Source organism: Bacteroides sp. 3_1_13 (genome assembly GCF_001185845.1).
Lineage (GTDB): Bacteria > Bacteroidota > Bacteroidia > Bacteroidales > Bacteroidaceae > Bacteroides > Bacteroides xylanisolvens.
On record NZ_KQ236958.1, the window covers coordinates 138409 to 162493 of the forward strand.

Annotated in this window: 12 protein-coding genes; 8 read left to right on the plus strand and 4 right to left on the minus strand. The window is 42.6% G+C overall.

Annotated elements, in window-relative coordinates:
- Positions 1–366 precede the first annotated feature (366 nt).
- From HMPREF9009_RS23910 to HMPREF9009_RS23940, 7 genes are all read left to right on the plus strand, one after another.
- The gene (locus HMPREF9009_RS23910; RefSeq protein WP_049703584.1) at positions 367–4401 is read left to right on the plus strand and encodes a hybrid sensor histidine kinase/response regulator transcription factor; all 4035 of its coding nucleotides are present in this window, start codon (positions 367–369) and stop codon (positions 4399–4401) included.
- A 131-nt stretch (positions 4402–4532) separates the two neighbouring features.
- Positions 4533–7592 carry a SusC/RagA family TonB-linked outer membrane protein gene (locus tag HMPREF9009_RS23915; protein ID WP_049703585.1) on the plus strand — a complete coding sequence of 1020 codons (3060 nt, stop codon included), beginning with the start codon at positions 4533–4535 and terminating at the stop codon, positions 7590–7592.
- 14 nt (positions 7593–7606) lie between these two features.
- On the plus strand, positions 7607–9220 hold the full coding sequence (locus tag HMPREF9009_RS23920) for a RagB/SusD family nutrient uptake outer membrane protein (RefSeq protein ID WP_015531347.1): 1614 nt from the start codon (positions 7607–7609) through the stop codon (positions 9218–9220).
- A gap of 25 nt (positions 9221–9245) precedes the next feature.
- Positions 9246–11360 (plus strand): BACON domain-containing protein, encoded by a 2115-nt coding sequence (locus HMPREF9009_RS23925; protein ID WP_053095331.1) that lies wholly within the window; start codon positions 9246–9248, stop codon positions 11358–11360.
- A gap of 11 nt (positions 11361–11371) precedes the next feature.
- A complete protein-coding gene (locus HMPREF9009_RS23930) occupies positions 11372–14035 on the plus strand; it encodes a glycoside hydrolase family 2 TIM barrel-domain containing protein (protein ID WP_049703614.1) in 2664 nt (887 codons plus the stop codon).
- A gap of 3 nt (positions 14036–14038) precedes the next feature.
- On the plus strand, positions 14039–15451 hold the full coding sequence (locus HMPREF9009_RS23935; protein WP_049703615.1) for a hypothetical protein: 1413 nt from the start codon (positions 14039–14041) through the stop codon (positions 15449–15451).
- Positions 15452–15461: 10 nt separating this feature from the next.
- The gene (locus HMPREF9009_RS23940) at positions 15462–17015 is read left to right on the plus strand and encodes a glycoside hydrolase family protein (protein ID WP_049703587.1); all 1554 of its coding nucleotides are present in this window, start codon (positions 15462–15464) and stop codon (positions 17013–17015) included.
- 172 nt (positions 17016–17187) lie between these two features.
- On the opposite strand, the gene pyrH is transcribed toward HMPREF9009_RS23940, so the two are convergent.
- Positions 17188–17898, minus strand: a complete 711-nt coding sequence (gene pyrH / locus HMPREF9009_RS23945) for a UMP kinase (RefSeq protein WP_004299207.1) — start codon at positions 17896–17898, stop codon at positions 17188–17190.
- A 54-nt stretch (positions 17899–17952) separates the two neighbouring features.
- Entirely contained in the window at positions 17953–19281 is a 1329-nt protein-coding gene (locus HMPREF9009_RS23950; RefSeq protein ID WP_049703588.1) for an MATE family efflux transporter, read from the minus strand.
- Between the two features lie 112 nt (positions 19282–19393).
- Here HMPREF9009_RS23950 and HMPREF9009_RS23955 point away from each other — a divergent pair, with 112 nt between their 5' ends.
- A complete protein-coding gene (locus HMPREF9009_RS23955; RefSeq protein ID WP_049703589.1) occupies positions 19394–20077 on the plus strand; it encodes a tetratricopeptide repeat protein in 684 nt (227 codons plus the stop codon).
- Positions 20078–20165: 88 nt separating this feature from the next.
- Here the strand turns inward: HMPREF9009_RS23955 and HMPREF9009_RS23960 are convergent, their stop codons facing one another.
- Together HMPREF9009_RS23960 and HMPREF9009_RS23965 are read right to left on the minus strand one after the other, a co-directional pair.
- Positions 20166–22745: a family 78 glycoside hydrolase catalytic domain gene (locus tag HMPREF9009_RS23960; protein WP_049703590.1), complete on the minus strand. Its 2580-nt coding sequence runs from the start codon at positions 22743–22745 to the stop codon at positions 20166–20168.
- A 23-nt stretch (positions 22746–22768) separates the two neighbouring features.
- Positions 22769–24070, minus strand: coding sequence for a trehalase family glycosidase (locus HMPREF9009_RS23965; RefSeq protein WP_083444253.1), 1302 nt, complete (start codon positions 24068–24070; stop codon positions 22769–22771).
- Between the last annotated feature and the right edge of the window lie 15 nt (positions 24071–24085).

The window sequence follows — 24085 nt, forward strand, 5'->3', positions numbered from 1 at the left end:
AGTTCACCAATGATAAACAAGTGTTTAGGCGGTTGATAGTATAATTTAATCTTTCGTATGCTAAAAACTATTTCTTGGTAAAGAGATAACTAATCTTGTTTATGCATAAAATTAATCGTCTGACTATAGTCGAACTTGCGTCTGACTACTGTTAAACTTACGTCTGACTATAGTTGAACTTTCGTCTGACTATAGTCAGACGAAAAAGAATTAACCGTCAGATGATTAATTTTATTCGGTAGGGAGATTAGTTATACGCCTCCCGAGTAATAGTCTGCAGGCAATAGGCAATCAGGTTTTTGAATAAACACTTGCATATATCTTGGATTTTCCCGAATATTGCATCTGAATTATCGAAAAACACAGATGACCAAAGCTAAATTTCTTGTTGTTTATTGCCTGTTCATATCGGGACTTTGTTGCATGGCAAATGTGACGAAGGATATCAATATGCGCTTTAAGGACGTAAGGCAGGGACTTTCTCATCAAACAGTCAATTGTTTCTATCAGGATGAATTCGGATTTTTGTGGATCGGCACTCAAGACGGGCTGAATCGATTTGACGGACGTAAGTTTGAAGTATTCAAACCGGATAACGCTAATCCTTATTCCATCAATATCAATAATATCAGGCAGGTTTGCGGAAATAAAGCCGGATTGCTCTTTATCCGTAGTTTGCAGAGCGTGACTCTTTATGATATGCGTTTGAATCGTTTTAGGGTGTTGCGTGAAGGAGAAGTTGCGGGAATCTGTTATGCGCACGATGCATTATGGATAGCTACCGGAAAGGAAATCTACCGTTATCGCAACCTCGACCAGGCGCCCGAGTTATTCTTTTCATTTCCTTCGGATGAGGAGGATGTATTGATGAACAGTCTCATGGTTCGTCAGAATCAGACAGTGGTGGTGGGTACTTCTTCGAAAGGTGTATACTGCATCGACCAGTCTGCACATATCACCCGGCGTATGGATGTGGGAGCTGTCAATTCAATAACAGAAGATAGAAACGGGAGTATCTGGATAGCTACCAGAAACAGAGGGCTCATACGGTTGGATGAAGATGGAACACTTACTCATTTCAAGCATAATAAGGTAGCTGAAAATACGATTAACCATAATAATGTGCGTCATGTGACGCAAGCTAATGATAGTCTCCTGTATATCGGAACCTATGCCGGTTTGCAGACTTTAAACCTGTTTACCGGAGAGTTTACAGATTATGAATATGACTTGAATGTGGAGGCGGCCGATATACGTTCCATTATTTCGATGCATTACGACACTTCGGGGACTTTATGGTTGGGGACTTTCTATCAGGGAATCCAATATTATAATGTAGCGAATGATGCTTTCCATTTTTACCGCTCGTCTACGGCTGTTGGCGGTCATTTGAATTCTTATATTATCAGTTCCATTGCCGAAGACCGTTCCGGCCGGATCTGGTTTGCAAGTGAAGGAAGCGGGTTGAACTATTATGATAAACATACCAAACGCTTTTTCCCTTTAAAAAAGGTCTATTCTCAAGAGCTTTCTTTTAAGATAGTGAAGTCTCTTTATTATGAGAAAGAGCCGGATTATCTTTGGGTAGCTTCTCTTTATCAGGGAATCAACCGGATTAATCTGTCGACCGGACATATAGAATCTATCTCGGAAAACATCTATACTCCGGAAGGAAAAACAGTTGTTGACAGAGCCTATAATCTGGTGAAAATGATAGAGTTTGCCGGCCACGATTCTTTATTGATAGCTGCCAAGGGAGGATTGCTTGTATTGGATAAAAAACACCTTCGACTTCATCATTTCGAACACCCTTCGTTGGCTGCCAAACATCTGTCGCAGGTTTGGGATATGACGTTTGACAAAGACGGGGATTTATGGCTGACTACCTCTTTTGATCTGATACGAGTCAACCTCAAAGCGGGCAGTGCCCATAGTTATCCTTTCTCCCAAATAGCGCAGAGCACAGCGCAGCATCACATCAACCACATTTTATGTGATAAGAAAGGACGTATATGGCTGGGATCGACAGGCTCGGGAATTTATCTATTTGATAAGAAGACAAATTCTTTTGTGGGATACGGAGCGAAACAGGGATTAGAAAATGGATTTATAACCGGATTGGTGGAGAGCCCTTTGGATGGTTCTATCTATGTGGCAACCAATGGTGGTTTCTCTAAATTCAACCTGGCAACGACTACATTCGAGAACTATAACAGACAGAGTGATTTTCCCTTGAATAATGTAAATGACGGAGGGCTGTATATTGCGTCCGACCACGATATTTACGTGTGTGGTCTGGCGGGTATTGTCTCTATCGCCCAGGAAAAGCTGAACAAACAGTCTGTTGACTATGATGTGTTTGTAAAACGGGTGCTTGTGGATAATACGGAAATACAACCGCTTGATTCGTTGGGGCTTATCAAAGAAACCGTATTGTATGAACATCGGTTAGTATTGCCGCCCAGATATTCTTCCGTCACTTTTGAGATAGCAAGTAACACCCTGAATAATATTTCTAATATCGGTCTGGAATATAAACTTGAAGGCTTTGACAACGAATATATGAAGGCGGGCGATAATACGATGATTACCTATACCAATCTTCATCCGGGGCATTATACTTTCCATGTCCGTGGCGACCAGGTGGGCGTTCACGGTCAGGAAGCACCTTCCGTTAGTTTTGAGCTGATAGTGGAGGCTCCGGTTTATCAGCGGGCATGGTTTATTTTGTTGATGGTGCTGGCAGCTATCCTTATTGCCGGCTATATTATCCGTATGTTCTGGATACGAAAAACCTTGCGGCACTCTTTATTGGCCGAGAAACGGGAAAAAGAGTATATCGAAAGTGTGAACCAGTCCAAACTGCGGTTCTTTACCAATGTATCGCATGAATTCCGTACTCCGTTAACGCTTATATCCAGCCAGCTCGAAATGCTCCTGATGCATAAGGACATTATTCCTGAAGTATATAATAAGATTCTGGATATTTATAAAAATTCCCGCCGGATGAATAACCTCGTGGATGAAGTCATTGATATCCGTAAGCAGGATCAGGGATACTTGAAACTAAAGATTTCTAAAGAGAATATTGTGGCGGTGATAGAGGAAATTTGTGGCTCTTTCTATAGTTATGCCCAACTGAATAAGATAGATCTCCGCTTTTCTTCCACTCTGAAAGAAGCAGATTTGTATATTGACAAAACACAGATAGAGAAAGTATTCTATAATTTATTGTCCAACGCTTTTAAGTATACGAAGCCTGGTGACTGGATTTCTGTTGAGCTGTCAGCGGAAGGAGATAATGACATTGTGATTTCAGTCAACAACCTGGGGGTAGGCATTGATAAATCCAAGATCAAACATGTATTTGAACGGTTTTGGCAGGATGATTCGGCAACAACCACACGAACTGTCAAAGGATCGGGCATTGGATTGGCGATGGCGAAAGGAATTGTAGAGTTGCATCAGGGAACCATCGGAGTGGAAAGCGAACTGAATGGAGTTACCTCTTTTACCGTTACTCTCCACCGGGATGCGAATATGAATATGGAAGCCTCTTCCTCCGCAGACGAGCACGTTGCCGAACATTATATAATAGAGCCTCAAGAAATCTCGGAAATGGTGAAGCCGGATAAAACGGTGAAAATACTGATTGTAGAAGATAACCCGGAAATGCGTAAAGTATTGACGCAGATTTTTGAACAGATATATGAGGTATATACGGCTGCCGACGGGCAGGAAGGATTGGAACGGGCTTCTTCGCTCCAACCGCAGATGATTGTAAGTGACATCATGATGCCTGTCATGTCCGGACTGGAAATGTGCGAGAAGTTGAAAAGTAATTTGCAGACCAGCCATATACCTGTTGTCTTGCTGACAGCCCGCAACCGGGAAGAACATACCTTGGAAGGCTTGCAGACAGGTGCGGATGATTATATCTCCAAACCTTTTAATATCAAGATATTGGTAGCCCGGTGCAACAATATCATCCAGACTCGTAAACTACTTCAACAACGGTTTGTTCGAAACGACGAACCTAAAGTGGAAGACCTTCCGTTTAATCCGATCGATAAAAAGATGTTGATGGATGCTACGGCGATTGTGGAATCTTATATTGATAACCCAGACTTTGACGTAGCTACTTTTGCACGAGAAATGTGTATGAGCAGAACGTTGCTTTTCACCAAATTGAAAGCATTGACCGGACAGACCCCGAATGACTTTATTTTATCTTTGAGACTGAAAAAAGCAACAGAAAAATTGCGGAATGACCCCAATGCCCTGATTGCTGATATAGCATTTGATTACGGTTTTTCTAATCCAAGTTATTTTATCCGGTGTTTTAAAAATGCTTATGATATTACTCCGGCTGCTTATAGACGGAAATATGCAAACTCTTAATTTATAGTATTTTAGGTGCTTTCTGCCTGACGAAATTTGTACTATTTGAACTTTTATACGGACGATTCTATTATTCGAAATCATTAATAATTGGGATTTTTGCGCTGTAATCATTCAAATTATTACATAGTATGAAAAACATCGTAATTAAATGGGCTGTGTTCCTGACAGCCTTTCTTATCTCTTTAGAGGTTAGTGCTCAAAACGTCAGAGTTTCTGGAGTGGTGACAGACGCACTTGGACCGATCCCCGGAGTTAATATCATGGAGGAGGGGACTACTAACGGTACAGTGACGGATGTAAATGGAAAATATTCAATCAGTGTCTCGGCTAAATCTACCCTTGTTTTTTCTTGTATAGGATATAAGGAACAAAAAATACGTGTCGGTACGAAAACGGTACTGAATGTGAATATGGTGGAAGAGTCGAAAATGCTCGATGAATTGGTGGTTGTCGGTTATGGAGTTCAGCGTAAGAGTGATGTAGCCACTTCGGTAGCTTCGGTCAAAGCGGATGAAATGAAAACATTTCCCGCCGGCAATGTGGCTGATATGTTACGTGGACGTGCCGCAGGTGTGAATGTAACGAGTAGTTCCGGACGACCGGGATCGACTCCTTCGATTACCATTCGTGGTTCCCGTTCTATCAGTGCAGACAATGCACCTTTATATATTATAGATGGTTCTCCTTCCAGTGCAACAGAGTTCAGTACGTTGAGTGCGGATGATATTGAATCGGTTGAAATCCTGAAAGATGCTGCGTCACAGGCTATTTATGGTGCACGCGCCAGTGACGGTGTGGTACTGGTGACTACCAAACGTGGTAAAGCCGGAAAAGTGGAAGTCAACTATAATGGTTATCTGGGTATTCAATCTCTCTGGAGAAATTTCGATTTCTACTCTCCCGAAGAATATATGCAGCTTCGTCGTGAAGCAAAGGCGCATGATAAAGGAATAATTGATGCGCGTGAGATTTCTATAGCCGAAGCGTTGGAAGACGAGGTGATGCAACGGGTATGGGCCAGCGGAAAGTTTATCGACTGGGAAAAAGAAATGTTCAGAAATGCAATCTATCATAATCATGACGTCAGTGTACGTGGAGGAACAGAAAAAATCAAAGTATCGGCAGGTGCCAACTACTTTGACCAACAAGGAATGGTGGTTACCGGATCGGGGTATCAGAAGTTTTCTTTAAGACTGAATCTGGACTTTGAAATAGCCAAATGGATTAGTTTCGGTATCAATTCTTCTTATGCGATGACAAAACAAGATCGTGAGGATGGTAACTTTAATGATTTTATTACCAGTTCTCCATTGGCGGAGATATATGATGCGGATGGCAAGTATACAAAATATATCAACTCGGAAGGAAATTATAATCCTTTGTACCGTGCCGAACATTATGGACGTGAAGTAACCCGTGATAATTACCGCCTGAACTTTTTTATGGATGTGAAACCTTTCAAGGGATTCAATTATCGTTTGAATACTTCTGTTTATAATCAGACGTCTGAAGACGGTTCTTATAAAGATTCCCAATATCCGGGAGGCGGAGGAACGGCCGTTCTTGACGAATCGCGTACACAGAACTGGCTGGTTGAGAATATTGTGACCTATAAAGTGCCTATCCGGAACAAGAAACACCAGTTGACATTGACCGGCGTTCAGTCTGTCGACCATAATGGGTCGAAGTCTATCGGGTACTCGGTTGAAAATCTTCCGGTGGATAAAGACTGGAACTTCATTTCTCAAGGTGAGTTTACAGGCAAGCCTCGTCGTCAGTTTAATGAAAATAACCTGGTGTCTTTCATGGCTCGGGCGCAGTATTCGCTTTTAGATCGTTATTTGTTGAACGTGGCTGTCCGCCGTGACGGTTCCAGCCGTTTCGGAAAAGAAAATAAATGGGGAACTTTCCCGTCGGCAGCTTTTGCCTGGCGTCTCAATCAGGAGAGTTTCCTAAGAGATGTGTCGTGGATTGATAACCTGAAACTGCGTGTGAGTTATGGTATTGTAGGTAATCAGAACGGTATCGGCAATTATACTACTTTGGGACTGGCTGATAATAAAGGATATGAGTTTGGAAATGTTTTTCAAATGGGATATTTGCCGGGCAAGGAACTGTCTAATCCAAACCTGAAATGGGAACAGTCTGCAACAGCTAACTTTGGTGTTGATTTTAGTTTCTTCAATGGGCGTCTGAATGGTACGGTTGAGTATTATAATACTCATACGAAGGATTTGTTGGTGAAACGTTCCCTGAATGCGTCACTCGGATATACTACCATGCTAGATAATCTGGGAAAGACGAAATCCAGTGGTATCGATCTTTCTTTAAATGGTGACGTGGTACGTACAAAGGAGTTTACCTGGACACTCGGAACTAATTTCAGCATGTATAAGAATGAAATTGTCCGTATTGACGATACTCTCGATGAGAACGGGAAACCGGCAAGTCAGGTAGCCCAGGGGTGGATTATCGGAGAACCGATCAATGTATACTATGATTATCTGATAGATGGAATTTTTCAGTATGATGATTTTGATATCACTCGTGATGGTACAGGAAATCTGGTCTATACACTGAAAAATACCTATGATAGTGATAATGACGGTGTGGCCGACAGTCCGATTAATTACGGTGGCGCTATTGAACCGGGAATGGTCAAGGTGCGTGATAACAACGGGGATGGAAAGATTACAGCTGATGACAGGGTACCTATCCGTAAAGATCCGAAGTTTACACTCTCCCTTTCTTCTACATGGAACTGGAAAGGATTTGACCTGTTCATGGACTGGTATGGAGTTTCCGGCAGAAAGATTAAGAACGGTTATTTGTACGAGTATAATTCCGGTGGTTCTTTACGTGGAAAATTGAATGGGGTGAAGGTGGATTATTGGACTCCGTTCAATCCTTCGAACAAATTCCCACGTCCTTCTTATAGTGCGGACCCTGCATATTTGAGTGCCATTGCCATTCAGGATGCTTCTTATATCCGTTTACGCACCTTACAACTGGGATATACTTTCCCCACCCGACTATTGAAGAATACTCCGATTCATAAATTACGATTGTATGCAACAGCTACTAACTTGCTGACATTTACGGAGTTTAAATCTTATAGTCCCGAACTGACTCCAGGGTCTTATCCGGAGTCCAGACAATATGTGTTTGGTGTCAATGTTTCATTCTAAAATAAAGAATCCTTATGAAAAAGTTAATATATACAGCCTTTGTCATTTGCGGAATGTTGACCGCTTCCTGCTCGGATTTATTAAATCTGGAATCAAAAACAGACGTGACGAATAATTATCTGTTCACTACTCCCGAAGGGTTGAATACTGCCGTTACAGGATTGTATTCCCTGGCACGTGAATTGCCGGGTGGAGCGGATAATAACGAATCTAATCTGTACATCGTTACCATGTGTGACTTTAATACGGATATTGCCATACTTAGAGCAGGTGTTTCTACCTCAATCGGACGTTTGAATACAAGTTTTACTCCAAGTACTGGAGATGTCAATAAGTTCTGGAAACATCACTATGGGATTATCGGAAAAGCAAATGAAATTATTGTAGCGGCAGAAGCCTTGGGACTGGATGACAGCGATGTATTGCACGCATGGAGTGAAGCGAAATTCTTCAGAGGACGGAGCTATTTTGAACTTTGGAAACGCTTTGACCGCCTTTATCTGAACGTCACTCCAACCACTGTCGATAATCTGAAACGGGAGTATAAACCGGCTTCTCATGAAGAACTGATGACACTGATGACAACTGATTTGGACGATGCAATGAAAGGTCTGGACTGGTCACTTCCTCAAAATAACGGAAATGTATTGTATGGACGGGTAACGAAAGCGACTGCCAAACATGTCCGTGCACAGGTTGCCATGTGGGAATCGGATTGGGATACAGCCATTGAGGAATGTGAAGACATCTTTAAACAGGAGGGCATTTACTCAATGGAAAAGAAGGCCGAGAATGTATTTAATAGCGCAGATTTGAAATCGCCGGAAGTGTTGTGGAGTTTCCAATATTCACAAAACTTGGGTGGAGGAGGTTCCGGAACTCCGGTTGCCGGACATCGTATCTCTATTCAGACTACTACCCGAATCAATAAAATTGCAGGTTGTATCAATACGGCCGATCAGGGTGGATATGGTTGGGGACGTATTTATCCGAATACCTATTTATTGAGTTTGTATGATCAGGCTAAAGATACACGATACAATGAATTGTTTGTACACCGTTTCAAATACAATGATCCTACTTCTCCTAAATATGGCGAATTGATTCCCCTAGCGAAAAGTTCCAGTTATTGTGAGACGTTGCATTTCATGTCGAAAAAATACTTTGATCAGTGGACTATGGCCGATAATCCGGACCGGACAACGGGATTCAAGGATTTGATTGTCTATCGACTGGCTGAAACTTACTTAATGGCGGCAGAAGCGTATATGCGCCGTGACGGAGGAATGAGCACGGATGCTCTGCGCTGTTACAATAAAACATGGGAACGTGCCGGGAATGACAAATTTGCGGGACCTCTGACGCAAGATATTCTTTTGGATGAATATGCCCGTGAACTGAACTTCGAGGGAGTCCGTTGGCCTTTACTAAAACGTTTGGGGCTTTTGGGTGAAAGGGTGAAAGCGCATTATGGCGAGACAAAAGCTGAAAATCCTTATTTAGATAAAGATTATGCGGAATGTCGTACCAGTTTTGTAGTTGGAAAGCACGAATGTTGGCCTATTCCACAGGAGCAGATTGACTTGATGGGAAAAGAGAATTTTCCGCAGAATGAGAATTGGTATTAAGCGATTGATTATCTGTAAAACATGAATGAGTATGAAAAAAATAATATACCTGTTATTGATTTTAAATCTGGGGCTGCTTTCCTGTGTCGATGATGCGTCGGTACGTGTGATGCCTGAATTTAATTGTAAAGATACAAAAGTAAACCTGGCAAAAGCGGCGGGTTCTTCCGTTACATCGCTATTATATACTAATGTCGGTCAGGTTGTTGCTCAATATCAAGCGGAGTGGCTTTCTGTAGATGTAAACGCTAAAAGTGTAATATACACTGCCTTGACGCAGAATGACGGTGAGGATGCAAGGAGTACTGTCGTGAAACTGACTTGCGGTTCATATACAGTGGAAGTGACGGTTACACAGGATTCCAAAGAACCGGACCTTTCTTTGAGGGTAGGACAAAGTGTAGATGATGGTATCGGTATGATTTTCTGGGTGGATCCTTCGGATAAGATGGTAGGAAAAGCTGTATCTGTAAAACGTCAGGGAGGAAATCCTTTTGAGGCCTCTGTGATGTCTCATAATGCGCTTTCCACAGTGAATGGATATGCCAATACGGCTTTGTTTACTGCTCCTGCTGCAAATGATGCAGTGGCATACTGTCAGTCGTTGGGTGATGGATGGTATCTGCCTGCACGTGATGAGTTATGGGAGTTGTTTGATGTTTACAACGGTATTGGACATGCTGATCCGGATTTTGCTTCGGTTGTACCTGATAAGTTGACGGAAGTTGAGAAAGCGGCACGTGCGGCATTTGATAAGATGTTGACCGATTTGCAGGGTGATGTGATAAACGAGGCTGCCGGTTCGGGCAATGGGGAAAGCTATTGGTCGAGTACGGAAAATGCAGCAGGGGATAAGGCTTATTGGGTACGTTTCGGAAAGTCTGGTGCTGATGCAGGAAATAAAACAGCTACCAACCGTTTTGTGAGATGTATGCGCACAATTGGTGATTATACTTATCCTGAAGAGCCGGCAACTCTGACGGTTGCTCCCAATCCTGTGACATTGGAAGGTGCTAACGAAGCGGAAGCAAATGTTACGTTGACATCCAATAAGAGTGTATTCAGTGTAGTGTTGGCAGATGATTCCTGGCTTTCATATACTATTTCAGGTACAACAGTTACGTTCAAGGCAAAATCAAAAAATACCACTGGTAATATTCGTACGACAATTGCTACAATAACAGCCGGTACTGGCGCAGCCGCAAAAGCAGTGGAGGTAACGGTGAATCAAAATGTAGCTGCCGAGGGAGACGCTTCCCTCGAATTGAGTACCAATGCGGTGTCTATTACTCCTGATGCGGTAGCAAAATCAGAGGTAATTACAATGATTTCTGATGAGACGGAATTTGCAATAAATATCACTGATGAATCTTGGGTGAAAGCGTATGTTGATGTAACAAGTAAAACTCTTTATTTTTGGACTTTATCTCCCAATCTGAATAGTTCTAACCGGGTAACGACTGCTACGGTAACAGCCGGAAGCGGAGCGAATGCGCCTAAACAAGAGGTCACGATTACACAGAGAGGACTTTTAAGTTCCGAGTTTGCGGTGGGACAGGTAATTGCGGATAATGGTTCGTTAAAAGGAGGCATTGTTTTCTGGGTAGATGCAACTAATCGTGGTAAGGCTAAGATTATGTCGTTGGACAGAGAGAATTTGGCATGGTCTACAGCAGGCACTCCGGCTTCTACCGGAGTGACTTTATCTAATGATAACGGTTTGGCAAATACTACTGCCATGGCAGCATTGCCGAATGTAGTGGAAATGCCTGCTCTTAAATATTGCATGGATAAAGGTTCCGGATGGTATTGGCCTACAAGATCGGATCTGGAACAGATGTTTGAAACCTATAATGGGACTAAAGTAGCAGATGCGACGGAGGATAATCCGAATGCGATTACTGATTTTGAGAAAGCAAATCGTGCGGCATGGGATCTGATAGTTACTAATGTAGGAGGAACTGCTATGAATACGGCAGCGGCTTCTTCTACCGGAGATTCTTATTGGGCTAGTCGTGAAACGTCAAGTGGTACAAATGCATTTTATGTACGTTTTGGAAAACCGCTTGCTTGGGATAAAGCAAATGGGAAAAAGTCTGGGGCAAGATATATTCGTGCAGTCCGTTCAATCTCGAAATAATGGTATTAGGTATGTATAAGGTATATAGAAAAATAATCTTAGCCTGCTTGTTATTGATTGTTGCCGGCACGGTCTGCGGTCAGCGTGTGACGCAAACGATCAACGATGGTTGGAAGTTCTCCCTCTTTGAGGGAGACGCGTCCATTGTTGACTTTGATGTGTCCGGTTGGACTGACGTTTCCATTCCTCATACTTGGAATGCAAAAGATGCAGAAGATGAAATTCCCGGTTATTTCCGGGGAAAAGGCTGGTACAGGAAAGCCGTGACAGTGGAGGAACTGATTGCAGGTCAAAGAGTTTATCTTTGTTTTGAAGGAGCCAATCAGGAGACAAATGTATTTGTGAATGGAAAGTTGGTAGGGAATCATAAAGGTGGTTATTCTGCTTTTACGTTTGATGTGACTGACTATGTTCATACCGGACGCAATCTGGTGGCAGTGAGTGTTGACAACTCTTATAATCCGGATATTGCTCCTCTTTCGGCGGATTTCACTTTCTTCGGCGGACTTTATCGGGATGTTTATCTGGTGTATACTTCGCCCGTGCAACTGTCTACCACTCATTATGCTTCCAGTGGAGTATATCTCAAAACTGTTGGGATAACAGATGCTCAAGCAGAAGTGTGTGCAAAAACATTCTTGTCCAATGCTTTGAAAAGTAATCAGGCATTGATTCTTGAAACGGAGATTTTGGATGCAGACGGTAATAGAGTGGCACTTTCCGCAAAGAAAGTGAATGTGAAGGCAGGAGAGAAGAATGTAGCCTTTGAAGCGTTGATGACTATTGCGCAACCCAAACGGTGGGATGTTGATTCTCCTTATTTATATAAGGTGTATAGCCGTTTGAAGAATAAAAAGGGAGAAGTTCTCGATTGCGTTGTTAATCCGCTGGGAATCCGTGAATATCATTTTGATGCGGAGAAAGGTTTTTTCCTGAACGGGAAATATCGGAAATTGATTGGTACCAGCCGGCATCAGGATTACAAAGGAATGGGGAATGCCTTGCGGGATGAAATGCATATCCGGGATATACAGTTGAGTAAGGATATGGGAAGTAATTTCTTGCGAGTGGCTCATTATCCGCAAGATCCGGTTGTGATGCAGATGTGTGATAAGTTGGGGCTGTTGACTTCGGTTGAAATTCCGATTGTAAATGCCATTACTCAAAGTAGGGCGTTTATGGACAACTGTGTGGAACAGGCTACGGAAATGGTTTATCAGAACTATAATTATCCGTCTGTCATCATTTGGGCTTACATGAATGAAGTGCTTTTGCGTCCTCCCTTTAATCCTGACAACAAGAAAGAACGGGCGGAATATATGAAGTCTCTTCATCAAATAGCTTCGGCTGTTGAGGCGCAGATCAGAAGTCTGGACTCGGAACGCTATACCATGTTGCCTTGTCATTCTGCTTCCCAAATCTATCAGGAAGCAGGGATTACTGAATTGCCGATGTTATTGGGATTTAATCTTTATAATGGATGGTATGGTGGTAATTTGGACGGATTTGAAGAGAAACTGGAAGAACTTCACAAGGAGTTTCCTCATAAACCGTTGCTTATTACCGAATATGGGGCGGATGTAGATACTCGTATTCATTCTTTTTCGCCTGTGCGGTTTGATTTTAGTTGTGAGTTTGGCTCTGTCTATCATGAACATTATTTGCCTGAAATTCTAAAGAGGGATTATATCGTGGGGGCTATGGTCTGGAATTTGAATGATTTTTATTCCGAAGCCAGAAGAAATGCCATGCCTCATGTGAACAATAAAGGGTTGGTAAGTACGGATAGAGAACGTAAGGACGGATATTTTCTTTATCAGGCTTATCTGAAAGAGTCACCTGTTCTGCATATTGCTTCTAAATCTTGGAAGAATAGGGCAGGAGCCAGTCGGGATGGAAAGAGTTGTACGCAACCGCTGAAAGTTTATACTAACGCGGATAAGGTGGAGGTCTTTTTGAATGGAAAAAGTTTGGGAGTATATCCGGTAGCAGATAAGGTGGTTTCCGTGGACATTCCTTTTGTAAACGGAAAGAATGTGGTGGATGCTGTGATTGAAAAGGAGGGACGTGAATATCGTGACCAGTATGTTTGTGATTTTAAATGTGTCAATGTGAAGAATTGCTTTACGGAAATCAATGTACTACTGGGTGCTCGACGCTATTTTGAGGACCGGATAGCAGAGATGTGCTGGATACCCGAACAGGCTTATGCAGAAGGTTCATGGGGATATATTGGTGGGGAAGTGGCTCCGAACAAAACTCGTTATGGCTCTTTGCCTGCCAGCGATACAGATATACTGGGGACGGATCAGGATCCTGTCTTCCAGACACAGCGAGTAGGTATTGAAGCTTTTAAGGCAGATGTACCGGATGGTGTTTATGCTGTATATTTATATTGGACAGAACTTACTTCTGAAAATAAAAGAGAGGCTTTGGTGTATAATTTAGGAAATGATGTGGTGAGGGAGGACTATATTAACCGGGTATTTTCTGTGGATATAAATGGAGTATCTGTTGCCAAACAACTGAATATTGCAGAAGAATACGGTTCCGAACGTGCGGTTATTAAGAAATATATTGTTCCGGTTTCACAAGGAAAGGGGCTTGTCGTTCGTTTTGGAGCGGTGGAGTCTGTGCCCATTTTAAATGCAATACGAATCGTAAAAGAATATTAGATGATGAAAAATAGTATAGTTATATTGTTTTTACTGCTGTTATCCCAGTTTGGTTATGCCCAGGGACGTACATTTAAGGTCACTGCCCGTCCGTGGGTGAAAGGACAGAAAAAACTGCCTTGGAAAGAGTATGATACCCGTACTATTGCTCAATTGGATGGGTTCAAACCTACTGGTAAAGTACGTGTGAATAAGTATGGAAGTGATCTGGATGCTCCCAGGTATCGGGCTACAGGATTTTTCAGGGTAGAACGTATTAGAGATCGATGGTGGATGATTGATCCCGATGGGTATCGGCATTTGCAGAAAGTGGTGGTAGGAGTACGTTTAGGTACTTCCGAACGCAATAAACAAGCAATGCTGGACAAATTCGGTACGGAGGAAAAATGGATCGAAGGAACGGCACGGATGATTCATTCGCTGGGCTTTTCCGGGGCCGGCTCCTGGAGTAATGAAGAAGCTATTGCCTCTTACAATGCCTCTCACAAGGAGGTACTGACTCGCTCAATCATTCTGAACCTGATGAGTGGATATGGGAAGAAACGAGGAGGAACTTATCAGTTACCTGGTAATACGGGATATCCTAATCAGTGTATTTTCGTTTTTGACCCGGAGTTCGAAACCTATTGCGATGAGATGGCACAAAAACTGGTCGCAAATAAAACGGATAAAAATATCATCGGCTATTTTTCGGATAATGAACTGCCGTTCGGGCCGAAGAATCTGGAGGGGTATCTGACTTTGAAGAATCCCAATGATCCGGGAAGATTGTATGCAGAATCCTGGTTGAAACAGCAGGGTATTACCTTGCAGCAAATTACGGACGAACATCGGGAAGAGTTTGCGGGGGTAGTAGCGGAACGATACTATAAAGTGGTGTCGGAAGCGATTCGGAAGTATGATCCCAATCACCTTTATTTAGGTAGTCGTCTACATGGAAAACCTAAGTTTATCCGCCAGATTGTGGAAGCGGCAGGCAGGTATTGTGATGTCGTTGCTATTAACTACTATGGTGCATGGACACCGAGTGAGAAGACCATGAAGCATTGGGGCGAATGGGCTCAAAAACCTTTCATCATCACGGAATTTTATACGAAAGGAATGGATTCCGGGCTGGCAAACACAACAGGGGCAGGTTTCACCGTTCAAACCCAGCAGGAACGTGGATATGCCTACCAGCATTTTGTTTTGGGATTATTGGAAAGTGGGAATTGTGTCGGATGGCATTGGTTCCGTTATCAGGATAATGATCCGACAGCAAAAGGGGTAGATCCTTCGAATCTGGACTCTAACAAAGGGCTGGTAGATAATGAATACAATCTTTATAAACCGTTGGCTGATGCTATGAAAGAATTGAATATCAACGCTTATCGTTTGGCTGACTGGTTCGATCAACAATCAACTAATAATAAATAAAATACATACCATGAAAAAACTATTTATATTGGGAACTTTTCTGTTTATAAGTTCTATTCCTATGGTGTCTTGTACGGATGATGATGATAAAGATCCTAATTTTATGCCTCCTGACATAGTGATGGGAGGGGGAGATGTAGAATCGGAATATCCGGAAGATTTGCCTGCTCCCGGAGCTTCTGTGATGTATACTCCGTCATTAAATGCCAATATGTATCGCCCTATCAATGTTAAGTATTCCAGTGCTTATCCGCCTATATCTAGTTGGAAAACAGAGAATACACGTATTATTGCGTATATGGACGGGTATAAGCCGGCTATTAAAACGTTGAAAGCGTATCAGGAGTCGGTTAATAAATACGGAAGTTCGACTACGCTTCCGAAACAGGCGGCTACGGGAAGATTTTATACGAAGAAAATAGACGGACGTTGGTGGTTGGTTGATCCGGAAGGTTGTCTGCATCTGGAACGTAGTGCGACTTCTTTGCGTAAGGGAACTTCCAGTCGTAATAAAACGGCCTGGAATAGCAGGTTTGGAACTGATGAGAAATGGTTATCTACTACTCAACGTGAATTGAGTGAGATCGGCTTTCACGGTACAGGTGCCTTCTGTACAGGAACTTATTCACTGATTCAGACTCATAATGCTTCCAATCCGAGCAGTCCGTTAACTTTGGCGCCTTCATTTGCTTTTTTAAGTCAGTTCAAGAGTGCGAAGTCTTATAATTACCCTGGAGGAAGCGATGATAACGCAGCAGGTCTTGTGTTTTATAATGGATGGAGTGAATGGTGTGAATCATATTTGGCAGGTAGTGCTTTCGCAGATTATTTGCGGGATCCTAATGTGTTAGGTTTCTTTTCTGATAATGAGATAAACTTCTCTTCAAACAGTTCTCGGATTTTAGATCGTTTTCTGGCTATCAGTAACTCAAGTGATCCGGCTTATGTTGCGGCGAAAGCTTTTATGGATTCTAAAGGTACGCAAAATGTGACGGATGACTTGAATAATGAGTTTGCCGGGATTGTAGCAGAGAAATATTATAAAGCAGTGAAAGAGGCAGTGAAGAAAGTAGATGATAAGTTGCTTTATCTGGGAACAAGATTACATGGAACTCCTAAATATATGGAAGGAGTAGTGAGAGCTGCCGGAAAATATTGTGATGTTATTTCTATCAACTATTATAGCCGTTGGAGTCCTGAACTGACAACAGCGATTGCTGATTGGGCTAATTGGGCGGACAAACCGTTTCTTGTAAGTGAGTTTTATACGAAAGGGGTGGAGGACTCTGATCTGAATAACCAGTCGGGAGCCGGATATTCTGTCCCTACACAAAACGAGAGAGCTTATGCTTATCAGCATTTTACATTAGGATTGCTTGAAGCTAAGAATTGTATCGGATGGCATTGGTTCAAATACCAGGATGATGATGGTACGGACAATTCGTCGAAACCTGCTAATAAAGGTCTTTATGATAATTCTTATCAACTCTTTCCTTATCTATCTTTCTTTGCCCGCGAATTGAATTTTAATGCGTATGATTTGATTCAGTATTTTGATAAATAGGTGTTTGTTTCTATATAATATTTGAGAGGAAAAACAAAGTGCGAATTTTACAGGATTAGTTTTGGTTAAAGCTATACTGCAAAATTCGCACTTCTTATTTTTTAATGAATAATCAATGTTTTATCAGAGTAGAGTATCATCTGATAGACAAATGAATATCGGTAGTGAAATATTAGTTATGTACTAACGTACCTATCTCTTCTCCACTGATAACCTTCTTTAAGTTGCCTACTGTGTCCATATCAAATACGACGATTGGCAGATTGTTTTCTTTACACATACAAGTCGCTGTCAAATCCATGACTTTCAAACCACGTTTCAGTACCTCATCGTATGTAATATCATCGAATTTGGTAGCGGTAGGATCTTTTTCGGGGTCAGCTGTGTAAATACCATCTACACGAGTACCTTTCAGCATAACGTCTGCTTCGATTTCTATGCCTCTAAGTGAAGAACCGGTGTCAGTAGTAAAGAAAGGATTTCCCGTTCCAGCGGACATAATGACTACTTCGCCGTTCTCCATACATTCGATAGCTTTCCATTTACTGTAGAATTCACCGATAGGTTCCATCCGGACTGCTGTCAACACACGTGCCTTTACGCCGGTAGCCACAAGAGCAGAACTTAGAGCGAGACTGTTGATTACGGTAGCCAACATTCCCATTTGGTCTCCTTTCACACGATCAAAACCTTTATTGGCTCCGCTTAGTCCGCGAAATATATTGCCTCCTCCGATAACGATACCAATCTGTACCCCTTGCTGGTGGATTTCTTTGATTTGTTCAGCATATTCTGCCAGTCTTTTTTCATCAATGCCATATTGCTTTTCGCCCATTAAGCTCTCTCCACTAAGCTTTAGTAAGATTCTTTTATACTTTGCCATACCTTTTGCTTTTTATTGTTTGCCGCAAATATAGAGATAATTTATCGGATAGCCTCACCGGGATACGATTACTTTTTTCATTATTTGTCTTCCCAAAAAGGTTTGTACAATTCCCCGCAATGAAAGATAAACGAGAAAAGCCAGCCACAGGGCATGATTTCCTAAAAGGGGATGGAAAGCGTAATAGACTCCAAAGAAGCTGGCAGAGGCAACTAACATGGAGTAAAGCATCTGCCGGGTAGCAGTGGCACCGATAAAAATGCCATCCCATAAGAAAGCGGAGAAACCGGCTAACGGAATAATGAGTGCCCAGTAAAAATAAGTGTCTGAAGCGCTGATTACTGAAGTGTCATTGGTTAGTAATCCCAGGAATTCTTTTCCGCCAGCTGCATAGAGAATTGTGAATACCAGTGAAAGACCGAATCCCCAATAGAAAAGGTGATGTACTGTGTTACGTAAGCCTGTTTGGTTTTTGGCACCAATGTAACGGCCGGTCAGTGCTTCACCGGCATAAGCAAATCCGTCCATAATGTACGAAAACAAAGTAAATAATTGCATGAGCAAGGTGTTCACGGCTAATACGATTTCTCCTTGGGCGGCCCCTGCAGAAGTAAAAAACATAGTGACTATAACAAGGCAGAGGGTACGGAAGAATATGTCCCGGTTGACTTGAAAGAAACGGTACATGGCTTGTTTCTGTATGATTTCTTTCCATACGATTCGTTTTTTAAGCACACTATAGTAACGCATGTATAACAAAATAGCCATGAAGAAACCTGCATATTGGGCAATTAAAGTCCCTGTTGCCACTCCTGCCACTTTCATGTCCAATAAGTAGACAAAACATAGACTGGCTACAATGTTGACAATATTTTGAGTAATAGCGATATACATGGGAAAACGTGAATTCTGCATCCCGATAAACCAGCCGGCGAATCCATAAAGTCCTAATGTGGCTGGGGCTCCCCAGATACAGATATAAAAATAGGTTGTTGCCAATTGCTTAACCTCCGGTGTGGTTTGTATCAGTGTAAATGCCAGTTTCAGAATAGGGTATTGGAGTATCAACAGGCAAAGTGCTATAAATAATCCTACTCCAACAGAACGTAGCAGTAACCGGGTGATTTCGTTTAAATCATGTTGACCGTACGCTTGTGAAGTCATTCCGCTTGTTCCCATGCGTAGGAATCCAAAAATCCAGTAGATAATGTTGAATAACATTCCCCCTACTGCAATGGCTCCAATGTACGCCGGAGAACCGAGATGTCCTACGATCGTGACATCGATAAGTCCCAGTAGCGGAACGGTAATATTCGATATAATCGATGGGATGGCTATCTGTAATATTCGTCTGTTTACGGAGGATTTTTTTTTATCTGTCATTGTATAAAAACACTTTTATCAATTTGATTGTTCTTTTCGCGAACAAAGGTACATTTTTTATTTTTTTATTGTATCTTTGTGTGTCACGAACTAAATAGCAATCAGATGGATTATGAGGACCTTAACTATTTTTCTTATCTCTTTATTTTCATTGCCGCTGGTGCTGAATGCGCAGTCGGTTGATGAGATGTTACAAAAAGTGTCTGCTGCCATTGAGGCAGGGCAGAATGGGCAGGCTGTGAGCTATTTCCGGCAGACTATCGCTCTGAATATAGACCGTACGGAAATGTATTATTGGACGAATGTAGACAAGAACAGTGAAATAAGCGTGAGTCTGGCGAATGAACTGGCGATTGCCTATAAGAAGAAGCGGAATTATGACAAGGCTTATTTGTTCTATAAAGAGTTACTTCAAAAGGCTTCCAATAATGTAGACTATCTCGAACCCTGTGCCGAAATGCAAGTTTATCGAGGACAAGAAAAGGATGCTCTGCGCATGTATGAGAAGATATTGCAATTGGATGCGGACAACTTGGCTGCCAATATCTTTTTAGGGAATTACTATTATTTGATGGCTGAACGGGAAAAGAAGCAGTTGGAGACTGACTATAAGAAAATATCGTCGCCAACGAAAATGCAATATGCCCGTTATCGGGATGGATTGTCGAAAGTGTTTGCTACGGGATACGAGAAGGCACGGAACTCCTTGCGGAAGGTTGTATTGAGGTTTCCGTCGACAGAGGCTCAAAAAACGTTGGATAAGATATTGAGAATAGAAAAAGAGGTGAATCGCTAAGCGATTCACCGTATATATTCGGTATGTGTGAATTTGACCGTCTGGCAGTGACATAACCCTGTAGATACATCTTTTTACTATCAAATTCCTACATGAAAAACTTTTTGGTCACCTTGTAAGTTCCACTTCCATAGTTCTTTGATTTCATCTCTCCGGGAAGAGTTACGGTAGCGGTGGCACCTTTTGGAATGGTAAATTCCCAAATCCAGGCGTCGCCTTCGTATTTCCAGGCACTCTTGATGAGTCCGGCGGCGGAACGGTATTCGGCAGTCACGTGTCCTAACCGCTTGTCTGGAATAGGCTTCATAATGATATGTTTGAAGCCGGGGGTGGCTGGATCGGCTGCGATGCCGGCAACGGTTTCCCAAATCCATTCACATACGCATCCGTAGGCATAATGATTGAAGCTGTTCATGCCGCTCGGTCCCATTCCCTTGTCTATCATATAGCTGTTCCACCGTTCCCAGATGGTGGTGGCTCCGTTGTCCACAGAGTACAGCCAGCTTGGATTCTTACGTTGGAAGAGGAGTTCATAGGCAATGTCTTCCATGCCATTCTCCGTGAGGGTGGCCATGAGGATGGATGTGCCTAAGAATCCGGTCTGTAAGCAAAGGTCGTGCTGTGCGAAGTTTTCACGCAGACGGTCTATCATCTTCGCTTTGGCTTCACCTTCCACAAGCTGGTTCTTTAGGGCGAACAAAGCAGGTGTCTGCATGGTGTTGAGGATGGCGGTTTTGAAGGTACCGTCTTCATTGAGGAAGTTCTCTTTGATGTATGCCTTTGCCGAATCAGCCATTTGCTGGTATTTGGCGGCATCACGACCGATGGCGGCAGCCATGTCCCGCATCATGAAAGCATCTGTCATCCAGTAGGAAGCACTCAAATAGTTCCAGTAGCTGATAGCATCAGGAAGCGGACCTTGGGGAGAGAAAGCCAGTCCGCTCCAGCTTTCCAGAGGTTCGTAGCTCAGCCAGTCGGCCCATTGATAGTTACCGTTCTCGCTACAGAGGGTCTCGTGGTTATACTTGGTGTCGTTGATGTGGTTCATAAACAAGTCCATGGCATTCCAGCTCTCCTCGATGATTTGCGTGTCATCGAATTGTTTCCATACCGTCCAGGGCACGATGATTCCGGCATCAGCCCAACCGAAACGCATTTTCTCGTCACCGTATTGTGCCAAGGGAGCCACCCCGGGGAATCCGCCCAAACTATTCTGGGTGTCGCGCATGTCACGCATCCACTTATGGAAAAACTTCATGGTGTTGGCAAAGAACGTTCCTGTTTCTGCAAACACTTGTGTGTCTGCTGTCCAACCCAGGCGCTCGTCGCGTTGCGGGCAGTCGGTGGGTATGGACAGGTAGTTGGATAGTTGCCCCCAATAAGTGTTGGAGATGAGCTTGTTCACAAGGTCGTTGCCTGTGGATATAGTGCCGATCTCCATTTTCTTTGTGATGGAAGTGACTGGGATGGACTTCAACGACTTGATGGCGACATTCCCGGTGGCAGTTATGGAGACGTAACGGTAGCCGAAGAAGGTGCAATGAGGGTAGTAGGTCACATAGCTATTTCCGGCAGCAAAAGTGTAGTCCAGACGGACGCCGTAAGGGAAGCGCAGGTTTTCGCGGTGACAGCTTCCTTCCGGACCGTCCATGCCACGAATCTTGGCACCATTACCGTCATTGAGCAGTTCTGCGGGAAGGCAGGTCAGCACTGTTCCCTCGGCAGCTTTGAATACGAAAGAGGGGATGCCGGCACAATTTTGTCCGAAGTCCACCACTAACGTCTCTCCCGGACTTACGGTCATCTCTGTATCCAATGCGAACTCACGGGCAATAATTACCTTACCGAACTCATTCGCCTTTGCTCCTCCTATATTCTTCCAAACGTATGCTTTGACAGGAACGAGGGCGAGATCAGTACGCAGATAGACTTCCGCCCCGTCCGAAGGCAGGATGTCGCCGGAGAATTCGGTATTCTCTTCGGGTACGGAGAGTTTGTCCACACATTCGTAGCCCATCGGTTCGCGTGCATCGTACGTTTCTCCATCAAAGATGCCGGCATGTTTCACCGGGCCGGCAATTCCGGCTTTCCAGTTTTTGAGGTCAGTACCGTAGCGCTTCTTGGTTCCGTCAGAAAAAGTCAGTTCCAGTACACCGCGAAAGGCACATTTCTTGCCTATCATTCCGTCATGTCCTCCGGGGGTTATGATTTTGTCTCCCCACCATCCCGGCGTCACCTGTACGGAAAGCATGTTCTCGGCGTTTGGCTTGGTACGGATGATGTCTGTAATGTCATAGGTGAAAGAACGTTTGGTCTTGGCATAGTGTGTGAAGCCCGGTTTCAGGAATTCCCCGCCTACGGTTTTTCCATTCACATACAACTCGTAAATTCCCAGTCCGGCGGTCATCCACTTGGCGGAGATGACTTCCTGTTCGTTTTTCACAGTGGACACGAACCAACTCGCGCCATCGGCCGCGAGACCGTTGTTGTGTCCTTTCGCCACGGGGGCGTCTGTTGCGGAAATCCATTTGGATTCGTTCCAGGCTGATGCTTCCAATGCGTCAGTACGTTTTCCGACTTCAGTTGCGTTTATCAGTTCGCTATTCAAGAAAAACGCGAGAATTATTATCGGAATAGTATCCGCAAAATAATGAAGATTCATTTTCATACTTATATGTGTTTTTATTTTTCTTATTTAATCAGATAATCAGATGCGTAGATAAAAGCACCGGCTGTCCACCCCATAAATGGAGGCATTTCGTATTCATTATTCACTTCCAAATTTCCTAATTCAGCGTTATATTTCTCCCATAGATTACCTGAAGATTGGTAAATCTTAACAGTACTACTAACATATTTCTGAGCTATACGACGAGCTTCTTTTTTAAATCCATAGCGGTCCAGACCATTTATTGATAAAAGATTAAAACTCGCCCATGCATTAGGAAAATCCCACTGATAGGTTCTCTTGCGTTTTCCTTGTTCGCAAGCGACAATGCCACAAGGATATTCTAATCTTTGAAGATGAACAACCATATTCTTAGCTTGATGTTTGGTTAAGACCTCTGCCCAAAGTAAATTAAAAACAGCCGCAGAATATATAGGGCTTAGTCGATTATTTATAAAGTCATAATCATAAAAACAGCCGTCTTGAGAGTTATAACAATATTTATTCAACAGATTTTTCCTTTTTTGGGCTGCATCCAACCATTTGTTTGAACCCTTCTTTTTCAATTCTTTATAGAAAAAAGCAAAATTTTGTTCATATAAATAGAGATTTGCATTTAAATCCACAGGATTAAAATCTTCACAACGAAAATCAAAACGAGGGGAAAAATCCCAACCGGACTCCGCTTCTGCAATTAAATGAGAAGATTGTTTCAATAACTTCAAAGAATCTGTTAAAACAGGCAAGTCAGTGAAACGTGTTCTCATATATTCATAAAATGAAACCAGTTCATCTCTTGTTGCACTGTTCGAATATCGGTTCAGTCCCGTAGGTGTAATTCGTTGAGTCATCCAGAATGTGTACTCTTTTTCTAATATTCTACAGGCAGATTCCAACCATATTTTATCCCTGCTCTTTTCGTAAATATCCCGAACCATCATACTGGCAAATGGTGGTTGTGAACGATTCAAATATGAAACATTAGATCCATTAGGCATAAATCCAAACTTATCTATTAAGTAAAGGATGTTATCTACATTATTCAATGCCTGCTCAAAGTCATCATCCAATATCAACCCTATATTTGTAAAATATGTATCCCAATAATACATATCTTGCTGAAATGCACCACTCAAACTTGGAACACTATAAGGTTTTGGCAAAGCAATATATCCCAATGTATCCTTTTTACACTCTTTTACAGTATGTCCCATATGTTCTTTAATGAATAAACGAACATTTTGTATGTCTTCAAGCGATTGCTGTTGGGCATTTATAAAGAGAGAAAATATGAAAATAAATATTGCGGTTAATAATTGACGCATAGTATATTCTATTTT